Origin of the sequence: Agrobacterium sp. MCAB5 (assembly GCF_052114365.1) — a bacterium.
GTDB lineage: Bacteria > Pseudomonadota > Alphaproteobacteria > Rhizobiales > Rhizobiaceae > Agrobacterium > Agrobacterium tumefaciens.
Map to the genome: position 1 here is coordinate 69,112 of NZ_JBFREP010000005.1, position 16,884 is coordinate 85,995.

Consider the following 16,884-nt stretch of genomic DNA (forward strand, 5'->3'; position numbering starts at 1 on the left):
CGGTTCAGCCTTGCTGCTTGCGGCTGTTCAGCACATCGAGAAGGATAAGGGCGCCGGTTTCGCCAGGAGGCACTTCGGTGTGCAAACGCTCCTGCACAAGAGCATAGCCTTCCAGCATCGCCCGCCGTTCGGTGGTGTCGGATGAGAGCCGTTCGGCCCAGCGCAACATCGACCCTGCCCGTACCACCTCGTTGAAATATTCCGGCACCACGACATAGTCGGCAATCAGGTTCGGAAGCGCACCGGTCCAGGTTTTCACCCGCTTGCTCAGCATCGTGAAAATCCAGTCGGTCTTGTAGACCGATATGGTCGGTACGCCGACGAGAGCGAGCTCGAGAATAACGGTGCCGGACGCGGCAATCGCCGCATCGGCGCGCGCAAATGCATTCCACTTGAAGGCGGGATCGATGCCGATTTCAGGCCTGATATCCTGCGGCCATGTTGCCGCCAGTTCGCGGATGCGGTTTTCCTGGCGCGGCACTGTCGGCAGCAGAAACTTCGTCGGGCCGTTGCGCTCGACATAGGCTTTTGCCGCTTCCTGAAACGGCTCCATCAACCGGGTCGTTTCGGTGGAACGTGACCCCGGCAGGAGCAGAATGGTTTTCGGTTCGCCGTTGGCAGGCAGGGGCCGCTCAGCCCGCCTCTGCCGCACGGAGAGCACGTCTTGATCGACGCTGAGGCGATGGCCGACAAAGGTTGTCGGCGGGCCGCCGAGACGCCGCATCGCCTCCGGCTCGAATGGAAGCAGGGCCAGAACGTGATCGACATAGGACAACATCGCGGTGGCGCGATATTCCTTCCACGCCCAGACGCTGGGGCAGACATAATTGACGACCGGCAGATGCGGCAATTGTTTGCGGACTTTTTTCGCAACACGATGGGTGAAATCCGGGCTGTCGATGATCAGCAGAATATCCGGCTTGGCGACAATGATTGCCTGCGCAGTCTGGTTGATCCGCGAAATCAGCTTCGGCAGCTTCTTCAGAACCTGCGTGAAGCCCATGATGGAGAGTTCGGAATAATCGAACAGCGAAACCAGCCCCTGCGCCTCCAGAGCCTCACCGCCGACGCCCATCAACTCGACAGAACCCGAGTAATGGCCTTTCAGGGACCGGATGAGATCGGCACCCAGAAGATCGCCCGATACCTCGCCGGCTATAACCGCCACCTTCAACGTTGCCGTCATCCCACCATGTCTCCGCCCATCATGTCTTCACCGAGTGACGTATCGATACCGCAGACGAATATGCCGGCCTGATCTGACGCCTTCAACATCTCATCGCGATCAAGTACCAGCGCGCGCCCGGCTTCAACGGCGATCCCCGCCAGCCCGGCCTTATGCGCGTTCTCCACCGTTTCCACGCCGATGGTCGGCAAGTCAGCGCGGATATCCTGCTGCGGCTTGCAGAGCTTCACCAGAACACCCTTGCGACGGGTCGAGATGCGGCCCTCAGCGCGTAATGCCGCGACACGCGCCAGCATCGCGTCTGTGCCCTCGACGCCCTCCAGTGCAACGATACGGCCGCCAACGGCGACTGCGCCCTGCCCGACATCAAGCGTGCCGAGTGCCAGTGCGGCCTGCGCGGCCTTGCGTATGTCGCGCAGATCGTCTTCAGCAGGTTTATGCGCACCGAAAGGGCCGGTCGTAGCAAGCAGACCGGGTGCGATCTCGTGGGCGCCAATGACTTTTGCCCCAAGCGTGCCGATGACCTTGATGACCATCTGCAAAACGGCGTCATCGCCGCTCGACAGCAGGGTGCGGACGATGGATGGCAGTTTCAGCAATATGCCGATCGTGGGGCGGATTTCCCGCCATTCAGGGCGGCGCGCCACGGCGCCGGAAAGCACGACGCGGTCCACCTGGTTTTCGCGCAGCAGGCGACCAAGCCCGGCGACATCGCCGACGCTAATCACCGCACTGTCGAAACCGCTCCAGTCAAACTGGGAATCATCGCGTAGCTGTACAATGAAGGGGTCCTCCCCCATCTCGCGCGCAGCCGCCGCGACATGCAGCGGCAGCTGACCGCTGCCGGCCACGATGGCGAGACGCCCGCCGCCTGTCACGGCTCACTTGCCCCGGTTTGGCGAGGAAAGCGCGCGGTCGCTGTCCGCACCGATGAAATCGAGGATTTCGATGACCTGGGGGCAATCGAGATATTCTGCGCGGTCAATCGCAGCCGCATTGCTGCGGATAGCGCCTTCGCCTTCGAAGATCTGCTTGAAGACGCGCCTGACCTTGTGAATATCCGCGCGGTCGATACCGGAACGCGTCATGCCAACGACATTCAGCCCGCCGAGAATGCCGGGATTACCGTTCAGCATGCCATAGGGAATGACGTCATAATTGACCGCCGACAACCCGCCGATAAAGGCCTGACGACCGATTCGGGTGAACTGGTGCACGGCACAGCCGCCGCCCAGGATAGCGCGGTCCTCAATGGTGACATGTCCCGCCAGCATCACATTGTTCGACAGAATGATATGGCTGCCGAGGCGACAATCATGCGCCACATGCGAATTGGCGAGGAACAGGTTGTCATCGCCGACAATCGTCTTGCCGCTACCATCGGAGCTGCCCGCATTCATCGTTACGCCTTCGCGCATGATGCAGCGGGCACCGATCTCGAGCGTCGTTTCCGAGCCATCGTGGCGAATTGCCTGCGGTGTACCGCCAATAACGGCCATTGGATGGATGACCGAACCACGGCCAATGACGGTGAGACCGGAGACGACGGCATGATTGTGCAGCGTGACCTCGTCTTGCAGAGTAACTTTCGCGCCGACATAGCTCAGGGCACCGATGACGACATTTTCACCGATAACCGCGCCGTCTTCGACAACGGCGGTCGGGTGAATTTTTGCCGAAGCCGCGATAGTGCTCATTGCTGGTCCTCGGGGATCATCATCGCACCGACGTCAGCTTCCGCCACCAGCGCGCCTTCGACCTTGGCCTCGCAATGAAATTTGAAGACATTGCCCCGCTGGCGCTGCTTGACCACGTGAATTTCCAGACGATCGCCGGGAACGACGGGTCTGCGGAAGCGCGCGTTGTCGATTGTCATGAAATAGACGAGATAACCGCCCTCACCCTGGCTGCGGGCGCAGATCGCACCTGCCGTCTGGGCCATGGCCTCGACGATCAAAACGCCCGGCATGATCGGGCGATCCGGGAAATGACCGGTGAAATGCGGTTCGTTGACCGTCACGTTCTTGATGCCAATCGCCGAATTATTACCATCGATCTCGATGATCTTGTCGATGAGCAAGAACGGGTAACGATGCGGCAAAAGCTTCATGACTTCCAGAATGTCAGCCGCGGCGAGCGTCGTCTTGGTTTCTTCAGCCATCGTTTTTTTCTCCTGTTTTTTTATCACGCCCTTCAGCGCGCGCCAGAATATCGGCCATGTCGCGCAGGAAATACTTCATCGGACGCGCTGGCGTCCCACCATAACGGGCGCCGGCCGGAACGTCGGCGACAACACCGCTCATCGCCGCAATCTGCACGCCGTCACCAATAGTGATATGGCCGTTGATACCCGCCGCGCCGCCGATCATCACACCATCGCCGATGCGGGTGCTGCCCGCAATGCCGACCTTGCTGACGATGCCGCAATGGCGGCCGATGCGGACGTTGTGGCCGATCTGAACCTGATTGTCGATCTTGGTACCTTCGCCGATGACCGTGTCGTCCATCGTGCCACGGTCGATCGTCGTATTAGCGCCGATCTCAACATTATCCTGAATGATAACCCGGCCGATCTGCACGATTTTCAGCATGCCGCGCGGACCGGGCGCATAACCGAACCCGTCCTGACCGATGCGCGCTCCGTTGTGAATAATCACATTGTTGCCGATGAGAGCGGCAAGAATGCTCGCGCCGCCGGCAATCGTGCAATCACGCCCCACCTGAACATCCGCGCCGATGATGACACCAGGCCCGATCCGCGTACCGGCGCCGATATGGGCACCAGCGCCAATCACGGCGAGCGGCTCGACAATCACGCCAGCTTCCAGCTTTGCAGACGGATCGACATGCGCGGTATGGGAAACTTCAGCTTCCATCACCACAATCGTACCGGGACGCATCGCGGCGGGATGCAACAAGGCACCTACCTGCGCAAAAAGCGTGTGCGGGTTTTTCGATATCAGCGCCGGGATGTGAGACGGCAGCATATCCGCAAGTGCAGCGTCACAAATGACGGCGCCAGCCTCACAGGTCGGCAACTCATCGCGGTTTTTGCGAGAAAGAATATAGCAGAGCTGGTCGGGTTTTGCGCGGTAGACCGGCGCAACGGACCTGATGATCCGTTCTCCCGCCGCCTCATCAGACAGTTCCGCCCCAAAACGGTCTGCGATGTCTTTCAATCGCAGTCCCTCGTGGGGCGGAAAAAACGCGTTGTATTCCATTAGCCGGACACTCCAGAACGTTCAAAGTTGCAGTTCTGGACTGCCGATATCAGAAAGTGTTGGACATGCCAAACCGGAAACGCTGTTCCTCGTCGTAGTCTTCCTTGGCGATCGGAACCGCATAGTCGACGCGGATCGGGCCGAAGGGCGATGCCCACATCACGCCGATACCGGCGGATGCGCGGATGGAGTTGTCATCCTTCACGCCTGCGCTGTTGGCAACCTTGTTGCCGTACAGCGTACCGGCATCGACGAAACCGGCGAGACGGAGGCCGAAATCTTCCGGAACACCTGGCATCGGAGCCGTGACTTCAGCAGAAGCCGCGAAGTAGGTCGTGCCGCCGATGGAGTCGGAACCGATACGCGGGCCAATACCATCGTTCTTGAAGCCGCGAACCTGACGACCACCGAACTTGAACTGATCGAACACCAGCAGATTGTCGCCCGTCGGAACAACGTGACCCGCCTGACCGGTGAGCGAGCCGATAACATCGTACTCGTCCGAAAGCGTGTAGTAGAAGCGCGCCTTGGCGTAGATCTTGTAATATTCGGAATCGCCGCCGAGGCCTGCAAATTCGTTCGTCAAGGCAGCCTGCCAGCCTTCGCGCGGCATGTTGCGGTCGTCGAGCGTATTGTAGTTCAGCGTGTTGGAGATGATGGACTGTGTCCAGTCACCGCCACGGATCAGAGCCTTATAGGGCTCGGCAAGATTGCTGCCGGTTTCCCAATCGCCCTCACCGTCGTAGTTGAGCTGCTTGTAGGTGTACTTGAACGTCGTCGAGAGGTTCTCGGTGATCGGCGCCGTCACGCGCAGTGCGAAGCCCTGCTCGTCGTAATCGTAATAGTCTTCGCTGCGGCTCTGGCTCTTGAACAGGTCGAAACCTGCGGCCAGACGGTAACCAAGGAAATACGGCTCGGTGAAGGACAGCGTGTAGCTGCGTGCATCGTCTTCACCCGCACCGGCGGCGAGACGAATGTACTGGCCACGACCGAGGAAGTTCTTCTCTTCGATCGATGCTTCAAGCAGCACACCGTCGTTCTGCGAGTAACCCGCACCGATACCGAACGAACCAGTCGACTGATCTTCCACGTCGACAACGATGACGACGCGATCAGGCGCGCTGCCGCCGGCAGTCGAGACATTGACCTTCGAGAAATAACCGAGCGCTTCAAGGCGGCGCTTGGCAGCCGTGATGACCGTCTGATTGAAAGCATCGCCTTCGGAAATATCGAACTCGCGACGAATGACGTAGTCACGCGTACGCGTGTTGCCACGGATTTCGATACGCTCGACATAGGCGCGCTCGCCCTGATCGACGATGTAGGTCACACCGATGGTGTTACCGGACATATCGCGGTCGCCGCGCGGCGTTACACGGGCGAAAGGATACCCCTCACCGGCAACGCGCTTGGAAATCGCTTCCATGCTCTGCTGGACTTCTTTGGCGCTGTAGCTAGCGCCCTGGCGGGTTTCCACGAGACCCTGAAGCTCGGAGCCGTCAATACCCGGAACAGTCGATTCGACTGCGACGTTGCCGAAGTCGTACTTCTTGCCTTCGTCAACAGTGATGGAGATGGTGTATTCGTTCTTGGACTCATCAAGCACCGCGTCGGACGACACGACCCGGAAGTCAGCATAACCACGGTTGTAGTAGAACTGGCGCAGCGCCTCTTCGTCGGCGCGCAGCTTGTCCTCGTTATAGACGTCCTTGCGTGTCAGGAACGACAGCATGTTGGACTTCTTGGTATTGATGACAGCGGCCAGACGACCGTCGCTATAGGAATTGTTGCCGACAAAATCGATGCGGCCGATCTTCGTGCGCTCGCCTTCGTTAATGACGAAAGCGATGTTCACACGGCCCTGACCAACGGAAACGGTCTGGGTGGTGATTTCGACGTCGCTGCGGCCGATCGCGGAATAGGCTTCCTTGATGCGCGCGATATCGGCAGTAACGATTGCCTGATTGAACGGGCCGAGCGGCTGGGTCTGCACGACGCCAGCGAGCTTGTCGTCCTTGATCTTGCGGTTACCGTTGAAAACCACCTGATTGACGAGCTGGTTTTCGTTGACCGTTACAACCAGCGTGCTGCCGGAAACGCGCATGGAGACATTCGAGAAGTAACCGGTGGCGTAAAGACGCTTCACCGATTCATCGATGTCCGAATTGGAAAAGTTCTTACCCGGCGCAATGGTAATGTTGGAGCGTACGGAGTCCGCACCGGATCTCTCAGCGCCGCGAACATCAATCTTGCTGATGACGGCTGCATTCGCAACACCAGCAGAGGCAAGCACGCCGAGGCCCGCAACCGAAGAAACACCAGCAGACAGCGCAACCGCCGACACCGCGTTCAAAAATCTTGAACCAGCCTTCATTTCAATTCTTACCTTTTTACGTTGTCCCTCAGCGGGCGGAACCCGACTCCGGCCATGTGCGTCGTTTTACCTGCTTTTCCCCTACAAGCAAGTCAGAACGTTAAATTCTGTTTACTTCGTGATCCAGAGTGGCGCATTCGCCACTTCGGGATAAAAACAGGGTAAACAATCGACTAACAAAACCGTTAAAACACTATCCTCAGCCAATCAAGCTGCTGATATCATTCCATGTTGCAAAAACCATAAGACCCAAAATCATTGCCATGCCGATACGGAACGCAACCTCCTGCGCACCGGCACCAAGGGGTCTGCCGCGGACGGCCTCGATTGCATAAAACACCAGATGTCCGCCGTCCAGAACCGGCACAGGCATCAGGTTCAAAAGACCGATCGATACGGAGAGAACCGCTGCAAGCTGGATGACGGCCGAAATACCGAGCGTCGCCATCTGGCCCGAAGCCTGTGCTACGCGGACGGGACCGCCCAGTTGATCGGCGTTCATGCGCCCGGTCACGAGGTTACCGATGTAGTTGAAAGTACCGGTGATGACGTGGCCCGTTTCACGCACGCCCTCAAGCAGCGCCTCAGACGGCGAATACTCGATGTGGCGGAAATTGCCGCTGTTCTGGTCGGTGACAATGCCGATGATGCCCATTTCCAGCTTGTTGCCGAACTGGTCCGTGGTTTCGGTGCGGGTCGGAACCATCGGCAGCTTCAGCTCCTCGCCTGCCCTTTCGACGGTCACAGTGATCGGCGTGCCCGGACGGATGCCGACATAACGGCGTACGTCCTCGAACGTCTTGACCTTTTCACCGTCGATCGCAACGAGGCGGTCACCGGGGTGCACGCCGGCGGCCGCAGCCGCGCTGTTTTCACGCACTTCCGCCACGACCGGATCGGCGATCATACGGCCATAGACACCGAACAGGACCGCGAAGATGAGAATGGCGAGAATGAAATTGGCAATAGGTCCGGCGGCAACCGTCGCCGCCCGTTTCCACAGCTTAGCGCCGGAAAGCGTCTGCGCCCTCTCCTCAAGCGACATGTGCGACAGGCCGGAACTATCCGGCTTGCTGGACGCATCCTCGTCGCCGAAGAATTTTACATAGCCGCCGAGCGGTATGGCGGAAATCTTCCAGCGCGTGCCGTGCCTGTCGGTAAAGCCGATCAGCTCCGGGCCAAAACCGATGGAAAAGGCGGTGGAGCGAATGCCGCTCCAGCGGCCGACAAGGTAGTGGCCCATTTCATGGACGAAAACGAGCAGGGAAAGTACGAGGACGAAGGGCACGATATAGCCGGTCAGAAAACCGGTCGCCGCCATTATTGTGTTCATGACAATCTGCCCTTTATTTCATGACCTTGCGCGCCGATTAAAAGCCCGGCAACAGGCCGCCGCCCGATCCGGGCACGTCGCCGGTTGCCGCCGCATGCACGAAAGCAATGAGGAATACCGTAAAGCAGGCGAAAACAAGACCGTCAACCCGGTCCATAAAGCCGCCATGGCCGGGAATGAGATGGCTCGAATCCTTGACCTGAAAACGCCGTTTCACGAAGGATTCGAAGAGATCGCCTATCTGGCTGAACACCGAAAGAATGAGAGCGAGCCCAAGCAGCAGCAGGCTGATTCTGCCGTGATAGGCAAGAGACACCGCGCCGCCGCCGATCAATGCGGCCACCGCTCCGCCGATAGCGCCTGACCAAGTCTTGCCCGGTGAGATCGACGGCGCAAGTTTTGGCCCGCCGATGGCGCGCCCGACGAAATAAGCGAGAATATCCGTCGACCAGACGACCGCGAAAATGAACAGGATGGCGACGAAACCGGTCAGCTCATCACCGCGAATGGCGGCCAGCGATATGCCGCTCAGACCCGCATAAACGATGCCGCCCACCAGCCACCAGTTTCTGCCACGCAAGACGGGAAAAAGTGCCGCCGTCAGCGTGAAGCCAGAGAGCAGAGGCAGGTCGAGCGAAGGTTCGCCGAAAATCGTGTTGCCGGCGATGACGGCAACCGCAAACCAGCCCCAGGCATTGCCGGTGGAATTGGTTTCCGACATGCGGGTGATTGTCGCCCATTCATAATAGATGAGGATCGCCAGCAGACCGGCCACGATGCGGAACAGAATGCCGCCATACCAGGTCGCAGCCAAAATGACCGCCGCCATGACGATTGCGGATATGATCCGCAGTCTGAGTTCACGGCTCATCAGGCGCCTGCCACGGCAACCTGCTCGGCCAGAGCGCCAAAACGGCGATCACGCGTTGCATATTGCTCGATTGCGGAAAAAAACCGCTGCCGGTCGAAGTCGGGCCAATATTCGGGAACGAACAGGAACTCGGAATAGGCGGCCTGCCAGAGCAGGAAGTTCGACAGCCGTTCCTCGCCGCTGGTGCGGATGATCAGATCAGGATCCGGTATGCCTGATGTATCAAGTCTTGCCGAAATAATCTCCGGCGTGATCGATTCTGCATCCAGCCGGCCTTCGGCGACATCGCGGGCAATCGCCATTGTCGCGCGGGCAATCTCGTCGCGGCTGCCGTAATTGAAGGCAATCACCAGCGTCAGCCTGGTGTTATCAGCCGTCATATGTTCCGCTTCTTCGAGAAGACTGCGGATATCGTTTTTCAGCCCCTGCCTATCGCCGATGATGCGCACACGCACGTTTTCGCGGTGCAGTTCCGCAAGGTCGCGCCTAATGAAAGCCTTCAAGAGCCCCATCAGGTCGCTGACCTCGGATTCGGGCCTGCGCCAGTTTTCCGACGAGAACGCGAAAAGTGTGAGATAGCGGACACCGCAGTCGCCGGCCGCACGCACCGTTTCGCGCACAGCCTCGACCCCGCGGCGATGCCCCATCACGCGCGGAAGACCGCGCTGTTTTGCCCATCGCCCATTTCCATCCATGATGATGGCGACGTGCTCGGGTATTGAGGAACGTGTCGTCGTCGGCATATCGATCCAGTAACAGGCAGCGTGGAATTAAAACGAATAAAATACAGGTCTATCGCAAGCGATACTAGACCTGCATGATTTCCTTTTCCTTCTCGCCAAGCAAGCGCTCAATTTCCGAAATCGTGTCGTCGGTGATTTTCTGCACTTTTTCCGACTGTCCACGGCTTTCGTCCTGACCGATATCACCGTCTTTTTCGGCTTTTTTCAGACCATCCATGCCATCGCGACGCACGTGACGAATCGCCACCTTGGACTTCTCGGCGTAGTCATGAGCTACCTTGACGAGTGATTTGCGGCGCTCCTCGTTGAGTTCTGGCAGCGGGATACGCAGGTTCTGACCATCAACGATCGGGTTGAGGCCGAGATTGGATTCGCGGATGGCACGGTCGACGGCGTTCACCATCGACTTGTCCCAGATGTTGACGCCGAGCATGCGCGGCTCCGGAACCGTGATGTTTGCGACCTGGTTTAGCGGAACGCGCGAGCCATAGGCCTCGATGGTCACCGGATCGAGAATGTTGGCCGAAGCGCGGCCGGTGCGCAGCGATGCGATATCGCTTTTGAATGCATTGATGGCACCATCCATGCGGCGCTTGATATCGTTGAGGTCAATACCACTCATCTTGATACTCCATCTCTATCGGCCGTGGCGGCCGGAATACGCCACAGGGGCGACATCGTTTTTTGATTATTTGTCGTGCACGATGGTCTTGCGGCCGCCGCCGGTCAATATCTGCGCGAAACCGCCCTTCTCGTGGATCGAGAAAACAATGATCGGGATGTGATTCTCGCGGGCAAGCGCGACAGCTGCAATATCCATGACCGCCAGTCCCTTGCCGAGCACTTCGCTGTGGGTCAGCTCGTCGAAACGGGTGGCTGTCGGGTCCTTTTTCGGATCGGCGGAATAGATGCCGTCCACCTGGGTGCCCTTGAAGATTGCTTCCGCGCCCATTTCCGCGGCGCGCAGCGCTGCAGCGGAATCGGTTGTGAAGAAGGGGTTGCCCGTGCCGCCGGCAAAAATCACCACACGGCCCTGCGCCAGATGGTGGAGCGCTGCACGCTGCGAGAAGCTCTCACAGATTTCCGGCATCGCAATTGCGGACAGAACGACGGTGTCAATGCTGAGCTTGCGCAGGGAGGTTGCGAGCGCCAGCGCGTTGATGACGGTGGCCAGCATGCCCATATGGTCGCCGGTAACGCGATCACCGCCCTTGGACGCCACGGCAACGCCGCGGAAAATATTGCCACCGCCGACGACAACGCCGACTTCAACGCCCATCGCCCTCGCCTCGGCAATATCGGAGGCGATACGGTCCGCAACCGCCACATCGATACCGAAACCCTGATCGCCCATAAGGGCTTCACCGGAAGCCTTGAGAAGAACACGTTTGTAGATCGGCTTGGAAGACATCATGACTCCTCGGAAATGTAACCGAAACGCGGATACACGAAGGGCACCGCGTTGTCACGCGATGCCCTCCCGTTTTCCCAAGATTGGGTAAATATAATCAGCCCTTGGCGACTGCGGCGACTTCTGCTGCGAAATCGCTTTCTTCCTTTTCGACGCCTTCGCCGAGCAGCAGGCGAACCATGCCCGTCACTTCGATGGCAGCACCGGCTTCCTTTTCAGCTTCCTTGACGGCCGCGCCGACAGTGATGTCGGGGTTGATGACGAAAGCCTGCGACAGAAGAGCGACTTCTTCGAAGAACTTGCGCATGCGGCCATCAACCATCTTTTCAATGATGGCTTCCGGCTTGCCGGATTCACGGGCCTGCTCGATGAAGACGTTGCGTTCGCGCTCGGCCACGGCTGCGTCAACTTCCTCGGCGCGGATGGCGAGCGGGTTGGTTGCAGCGATGTGCATGGCGACCTGGCGGCCGATGGAGCTCAGAACGGCCTTGTCGCCGACCGACTTCAGGGCAACGAGAACGCCAAGCTTGCCGATGCCTTCGCCGGCAGCATTGTGGATGTAGGTCGCGACAACGCCGTGCTCGACTTCGAGTGCTGCCGAACGGCGCAGCGTCATGTTCTCGCCGATGGTGGCGATCGCGTCCTTGATGCTGTCGGAAACGGACTTGCCGGTTGCCGGATAGGTGGCGGCGCTGACGGCTTCAACGGTGCCGTCGGTGGAGAGCGCTACCTGGGCGATGCCGCGAATGAGATCCTGGAACGCGTCGTTGCGGGCAACGAAGTCGGTTTCGGAGTTGAGTTCGACAACAACAGCCTTGTGACCCATGGTGGCGACGCCGATCAGACCTTCGGCAGCCGTACGGCCAGACTTCTTGTCGGCCTTTGCGATGCCCTTGGCGCGCAGCCAGTCGATCGCCGCTTCCATGTCGCCATTGGTTTCAGCAAGAGCCTTCTTGCAGTCCATCATGCCTGCGCCGGATTTCTCGCGCAGTTCCTTCACCATTGCGGCTGTGATTTCGGTCATTGTTTGCCTCTTATCGGTTCGATCGGTCAGCCGGCTGAATTCGCCGTGCCGAAGTTCTGGGTGATGAGTGTACCCGGCCGCACACCCTTTGAAACCGGGACGATTTCAGGAAAGGGGCATGCGCATTCCCAAGTGCTGCGGCGTCTCCATACATCGAAACGATGGGTGCCGCTCAAGTGTGACAGCGTTATGAAGGCTGCCACCGGATTTCATCCGCATCAAAACGCCAGAGACTTCACCGAAGCCCCGACGGAGCGGTTTGAAACGAACAAGGCCGTCAACCCATTTAAGGTCTTTGACGGCCTTGTCATATCCTGGTCGAGGAGACGGCGACACGAAATCGCCGCCAGACAGGGCCTATATCAGGCGCCAGCCTCGTCTTCGAGCGCGGGCTCGATCGGAGCTTCTTCCGAAGCGCCGATGTCGCGGCCGGACGAACCCTGCTGACGCAGGATGCCGTCGATGGCGGCGCGGGCGATCAGGTCGCAATAGAGCGAGATGGCGCGCGATGCGTCGTCGTTACCCGGGATCGGGTAGTCGATGTGATCCGGGTCGCAGTTGGAGTCGATGATCGCAACGACCGGAATGCCAAGACGCTTGGCTTCTTCGATCGCGATCTTTTCCTTGTTGGTGTCGATGATGAACATCAGGTCCGGAACGCCACCCATATCGCGGATACCGCCGAGAGCCTTTTCAAGCTTTTCGCGTTCGCGCTCGAGGGTCAGACGCTCTTTCTTGGAATAGCCGGTGCCTTCCGAGTTCAGGATCTCGTCAACCTTGCGCAGACGCTGGATCGAGTTGGAGATCGTCTTCCAGTTGGTCATCATGCCGCCGAGCCAGCGGGAGTTGACGTAATACTGGGCCGAACGCTTTGCGCTGTCGGCGATGATTTCAGACGCCTGACGCTTGGTGCCGACGAACAGAACGCGGCCGCCACGAGCAACGGTGTCGGACACGACCTGAAGGGCGCGCGACAGCATCGGAACGGTCTGAGCCAGGTCGATGATGTGGATGTTGTTACGGTCGCCGAAGATGTACGGCTTCATCTTCGGGTTCCAGCGATGTGTCTGGTGACCAAAGTGAACACCAGCTTCCAGAAGCTGACGCATAGAAAAATCGGGCAATGCCATGCCTAGTTACTCCTTTTCCGGTTTAACCCCCGCGAAGCGAACAGCGCCGATTTTCATCGACACCACCGGGCGGAACGGACCGGATTTCTCCCGGAACATCCCAAGCTTCGCGTGTGGAATGGTGAGGCGCATACAGTCGCCTCAGATAAAAAGCAAGCATTTCTGCGAAAAAACCACGCAAACGGTCCGTCTTTTAGCGAACCGGCTTGTTTTCGCAGGTTTCCGGCTTGAGGATATCAAGCTTCGCGAGCTTGCCGGTCAGAACGAAATCGCCGTAATCCATCGTCAGATCGCGGGTGATTCCGTTATCGTAAAGCTTGAACGACATGCGGTAGATCGGCAGGGCGTCGGTGCCGGTCTTGTCGTTGTAATAAGCGATCGTCACCGGCCAGAACGCGGCTTTGCCGAATTCGCCCGCCTTGCCTGCCTCAGTATCGCCGTCCTTCGGCATCTGCGCCTTGCCGACCAGCGTCGAAGTGATCAGGCTTTCATCGCCGTCATCCGAGCCGTCGAAAATACGGGATTCGAAGATGCGCTTTCCCTGCTTGGCGTTTTCAATGACCTGAAACATGTGCTCGGTCGGAAATTCGCTGGCGACGAGATCGATCTGACGGGGGTCCGGGCGGGTTAGATCAACCTTCACACCCTCTTTGTTGTCGACTGCAGCGCCCTGCACTTCCTTGTCCAGCTTGTCGTCGGTGTAGGACTTGGTCTCGAAGGTGAACTTCCGGGCCGCCAGGTCCTCGAAGGTCGTCGTCTGCTGGTCGGTCATGCGGACCGCGTCGCCGGTGTTGATCTGTGTCACGAAACGGAAATCCGTCTTGTAACCCTGACACGCAGAGCCAGTGAATTCATAGACCATTCGGCCCGTCATGCCCTCGATACCGGAACGATCCGTCGCGTCCTTGAGTTCGAGATCGTAGACGGCGCGATGGGCGATGAGGTCCGGAACCGTGACGGGCAAGGCATTGGCACCGTTCGACAGGCCGGTCATGAGCCCTGTGGCGGCAACGAAACCAAGCGTCCTGACAAACATTCAATATCTCCTGTTGGACTCGCTGCTCATATTGTACAAGCAACCGCCCGGCTTTTGGATCAACATCTTCTGAATGCCGGATTCTTGAAGGATTTACAACAAAACCGGAGACGAAAATGTCTGATGTCATCGAAGGCCGCCTCAAGGAACTGGGCTTTACTCTTCCCGTAGCGGCAGCACCTGCCGCAAACTACGTTCCGTTCACCATCAGCGGCAATCTTCTTTATGTATCGGGTCAACTGCCGATGGAATCAGGCAAGATTGCGGTGACGGGCCTCGTTGGCCGCGATGTTGACGTTGCAACCGCCCAGCGCGCCGCCGAATTATGCGCCGTCAACATTCTCGCACAGGTCAAGGCTGCCTTGAACGGCGACCTATCGAAAATCCGTCGTATCCTCAAGCTGAACGGCTTCGTTGCCTCGGTTCCGGAGTTCGTTGAACAGCATCTCGTCATTAACGGCGCCTCCAATCTGCTCGCCAACGTTCTGGGTGATGCCGGCAAGCATGCCCGCGCCGCCGTCGGCATGGCCTGCCTGCCCTTCAATGCCGCCGTCGAGATCGACGCGATCGTGGAAATCGACGTATGACCCTTAAACTTTCCTGGCTTACCGCCCAGCCCGTCGCCCATCGCGGTTATCATGACCTGAACAAGGCGGTATGGGAAAACACGCTATCCGCATTTTCGCGCGCCATCGACGCTGGTTTTGCCATCGAATGCGACGTGCAGCTGGCCGCCGATAGCGTGCCGGTGATTTTTCACGACGACGACATGGCCCGGCTGACGGGTATCAAGGGCGACGTGCGCGAACATACCGCCAGTGAATTGTCTCTGCTTTCGGTCGGTCAGACCAAGGACCGCATACCGACGCTGAAACAGCTTCTGGCGCTATGCGCCGGCAAGGTGCCGCTGGTGATCGAACTGAAAGGACGTCAGGGCGAAGGCGTCGATGACGGGTTTGCCGAAGCGGTGCTGGAAGATCTCGATGGCTACAAGGGCCAGGTGGCGCTGATGAGCTTCGACCATCACCTCCTCAGAGACCTGAAGGCTGCAGGCTCGCCCTGGCCGCTCGGCCTTACCGCCGAAGGCGCCAAGCCGGAAGACTTCTTCAAACACGACGAGGCGATGCAGATCGGTGTTGATTTCATCTCCTATCATTGGGGTCATTTGCCCAACAGTTTCATCGAGGCGCAAAGAAAACTTGGGCTTCCCGTGATTACCTGGACTGTCAGGGATGAAAATGCGCGCGAGACTACCTATAAATATGCGGATCAGATGACATTCGAAGGTTTCGACCCGAGAGAGAACCCCTCCGCCACGGCATGACAGAAGACTATTCCATACGCGTTGCGCAATCCCTGAGGGATATCGATCCGGACAGCTGGAAACGGCTTTCCGGAACATCACGCAATGTGTCAGGAAAACCATACAATCCTTTCATTTCCCACGCATTTCTATCCTCGATGGAAGATTCCGGATCGGCCACTGCCAAGACCGGATGGCTTGGGCACCATCTGCTTCTCGAAAACGGGTCGGGCGAACTTGTCGGAGCCGTTCCGGCCTATCTGAAGAACCACAGCAAGGGCGAATATGTCTTCGACCATGGCTGGGCGGATGCCTTTGAGCGAGCCGGCGGCCATTATTATCCGAAGCTGCAATGTTCGGTGCCGTTTACGCCGGCGAGCGGGCCGCGGCTGCTGGTATCCGAAACCGAAGACGAGACGCGCTTCAAACCGCTTCTGGCATCAGGCCTTGTCCAGGTGACGGAAAAGATCGGCGTTTCTTCCGCGCATGTCACGTTTCTGGAAGACGCCGACCTATCCGCGCTTCTGCCCCGGGACTTCCTGCACAGGACCGATCAGCAGTTCCACTTCATCAATGACGGCTATCGCGATCACAACGATTTTCTTGATGCCCTTTCATCGCGCAAGCGCAAGGGGCTGAAAAAGGAACGTCGGGCAGCGCTGGAAAACGGCATCGAGATCGACTGGTTGACCGGAAGCGACCTGACAGAGGAGATCTGGGACCAGTTCTTCGCCTTCTACATGGATACCGGCAGCCGCAAATGGGGACGGCCCTATCTGACGCGGGAATTCTATTCGCTGATCGGCGAGCGCATGCCTGATGACGTTCTGCTGATCATGGCCAGACGCGAGGGACGCTATATCGCCGGTGCAATCAATTTCATTGGCTCGGATGCGCTTTACGGCCGACACTGGGGCTGTATCGAGGACCATCCCTTCCTGCATTTCGAGGTCTGTTACCATCAGGCGATCGATTTCGCGCTGTCGAAGGGTTTGAAGCAGGTGGAGGCGGGTGCGCAGGGTGAGCACAAGCTGGCGCGCGGTTATGTGCCGGTCACCACCCATTCAGCGCATTTCATCGTTCATCCGGGTCTGCGCCGCGCGATTGCCGATTATCTTCAGCGCGAGCGTGAAGAGGTCGAACATATTGGCGACTACCTGGAAGACCACACGCCCTTCCGCAAGGGTGAGCGACAGGAACACGAGCCGGATGCATAAAGCGATCGCGATCTTTCAGATTCGCTGCCCACGCT

General features: G+C 58.5%; 18 protein-coding genes. 3 read left to right on the plus strand and 15 right to left on the minus strand.

Annotated features, from left to right (window positions below):
* Positions 1–4: 4 nt before the first annotated feature.
* The 15 genes from lpxB to AB4Z23_RS13595 form a co-directional block, all read right to left on the minus strand.
* A complete protein-coding gene (gene lpxB / locus AB4Z23_RS13525; RefSeq protein WP_035198207.1) occupies positions 5–1,186 on the minus strand; it encodes a lipid-A-disaccharide synthase in 1,182 nt (393 codons plus the stop codon).
* On the minus strand, positions 1,183–2,064 hold the full coding sequence (locus AB4Z23_RS13530) for an LpxI family protein (RefSeq protein ID WP_441360283.1): 882 nt from the start codon (positions 2,062–2,064) through the stop codon (positions 1,183–1,185). Before AB4Z23_RS13530 ends, lpxB begins: the two co-directional genes overlap by 4 nt.
* Before the next feature lie 3 nt (positions 2,065–2,067).
* Positions 2,068–2,883 (minus strand): acyl-ACP--UDP-N-acetylglucosamine O-acyltransferase, encoded by an 816-nt coding sequence (gene lpxA, locus AB4Z23_RS13535; RefSeq protein ID WP_013636021.1) that lies wholly within the window; start codon positions 2,881–2,883, stop codon positions 2,068–2,070.
* On the minus strand, positions 2,880–3,347 hold the full coding sequence (fabZ, locus tag AB4Z23_RS13540) for a 3-hydroxyacyl-ACP dehydratase FabZ (RefSeq protein ID WP_111803668.1): 468 nt from the start codon (positions 3,345–3,347) through the stop codon (positions 2,880–2,882). Before fabZ ends, lpxA begins: the two co-directional genes overlap by 4 nt.
* Complete coding sequence (lpxD, locus tag AB4Z23_RS13545) at positions 3,340–4,407, minus strand: UDP-3-O-(3-hydroxymyristoyl)glucosamine N-acyltransferase (RefSeq protein ID WP_003512851.1); 1,068 nt, start codon at positions 4,405–4,407, stop codon at positions 3,340–3,342. The genes fabZ and lpxD overlap by 8 nt, the downstream gene beginning before the upstream one ends.
* A 49-nt stretch (positions 4,408–4,456) precedes the next feature.
* On the minus strand, positions 4,457–6,781 hold the full coding sequence (bamA, locus tag AB4Z23_RS13550) for an outer membrane protein assembly factor BamA (protein WP_019565536.1): 2,325 nt from the start codon (positions 6,779–6,781) through the stop codon (positions 4,457–4,459).
* 199 nt (positions 6,782–6,980) lie between these two features.
* On the minus strand, positions 6,981–8,102 hold the full coding sequence (rseP, locus tag AB4Z23_RS13555) for an RIP metalloprotease RseP (RefSeq protein ID WP_003512847.1): 1,122 nt from the start codon (positions 8,100–8,102) through the stop codon (positions 6,981–6,983).
* A gap of 49 nt (positions 8,103–8,151) precedes the next feature.
* Complete coding sequence (locus AB4Z23_RS13560; protein ID WP_003512845.1) at positions 8,152–8,985, minus strand: phosphatidate cytidylyltransferase; 834 nt, start codon at positions 8,983–8,985, stop codon at positions 8,152–8,154.
* Positions 8,985–9,728, minus strand: a complete 744-nt coding sequence (locus AB4Z23_RS13565) for an isoprenyl transferase (protein ID WP_003512842.1) — start codon at positions 9,726–9,728, stop codon at positions 8,985–8,987. Before AB4Z23_RS13565 ends, AB4Z23_RS13560 begins: the two co-directional genes overlap by 1 nt.
* A 64-nt stretch (positions 9,729–9,792) precedes the next feature.
* Positions 9,793–10,350 carry a ribosome recycling factor gene (frr, locus tag AB4Z23_RS13570; protein WP_003512840.1) on the minus strand — a complete coding sequence of 186 codons (558 nt, stop codon included), beginning with the start codon at positions 10,348–10,350 and terminating at the stop codon, positions 9,793–9,795.
* 66 nt (positions 10,351–10,416) lie between these two features.
* Complete coding sequence (gene pyrH, locus AB4Z23_RS13575; protein ID WP_003502561.1) at positions 10,417–11,139, minus strand: UMP kinase; 723 nt, start codon at positions 11,137–11,139, stop codon at positions 10,417–10,419.
* Positions 11,140–11,236: 97 nt separating this feature from the next.
* Positions 11,237–12,163: a translation elongation factor Ts gene (tsf, locus tag AB4Z23_RS13580; protein ID WP_003512838.1), complete on the minus strand. Its 927-nt coding sequence runs from the start codon at positions 12,161–12,163 to the stop codon at positions 11,237–11,239.
* Between the two features lie 362 nt (positions 12,164–12,525).
* The gene (rpsB, locus tag AB4Z23_RS13585) at positions 12,526–13,293 is read right to left on the minus strand and encodes a 30S ribosomal protein S2 (protein ID WP_003512836.1); all 768 of its coding nucleotides are present in this window, start codon (positions 13,291–13,293) and stop codon (positions 12,526–12,528) included.
* A 6-nt stretch (positions 13,294–13,299) separates the two neighbouring features.
* Positions 13,300–13,425, minus strand: coding sequence for a hypothetical protein (locus tag AB4Z23_RS13590; protein ID WP_003512833.1), 126 nt, complete (start codon positions 13,423–13,425; stop codon positions 13,300–13,302).
* A 61-nt stretch (positions 13,426–13,486) separates the two neighbouring features.
* A complete protein-coding gene (locus tag AB4Z23_RS13595; protein WP_112681829.1) occupies positions 13,487–14,329 on the minus strand; it encodes a cell envelope integrity EipB family protein in 843 nt (280 codons plus the stop codon).
* A 116-nt stretch (positions 14,330–14,445) separates the two neighbouring features.
* Between AB4Z23_RS13595 and AB4Z23_RS13600 the strand changes: the two genes are divergently transcribed.
* From AB4Z23_RS13600 to AB4Z23_RS13610, 3 genes are read left to right on the plus strand one after another with little or no spacing between them, the layout of a single operon-like run.
* The gene (locus tag AB4Z23_RS13600) at positions 14,446–14,916 is read left to right on the plus strand and encodes a RidA family protein (RefSeq protein ID WP_003512829.1); all 471 of its coding nucleotides are present in this window, start codon (positions 14,446–14,448) and stop codon (positions 14,914–14,916) included.
* Positions 14,913–15,653 (plus strand): glycerophosphodiester phosphodiesterase, encoded by a 741-nt coding sequence (locus AB4Z23_RS13605; protein ID WP_112752820.1) that lies wholly within the window; start codon positions 14,913–14,915, stop codon positions 15,651–15,653. Before AB4Z23_RS13600 ends, AB4Z23_RS13605 begins: the two co-directional genes overlap by 4 nt.
* Entirely contained in the window at positions 15,650–16,849 is a 1,200-nt protein-coding gene (locus AB4Z23_RS13610) for a GNAT family N-acetyltransferase (protein ID WP_421476375.1), read from the plus strand. Before AB4Z23_RS13605 ends, AB4Z23_RS13610 begins: the two co-directional genes overlap by 4 nt.
* Positions 16,850–16,884 lie beyond the last annotated feature (35 nt).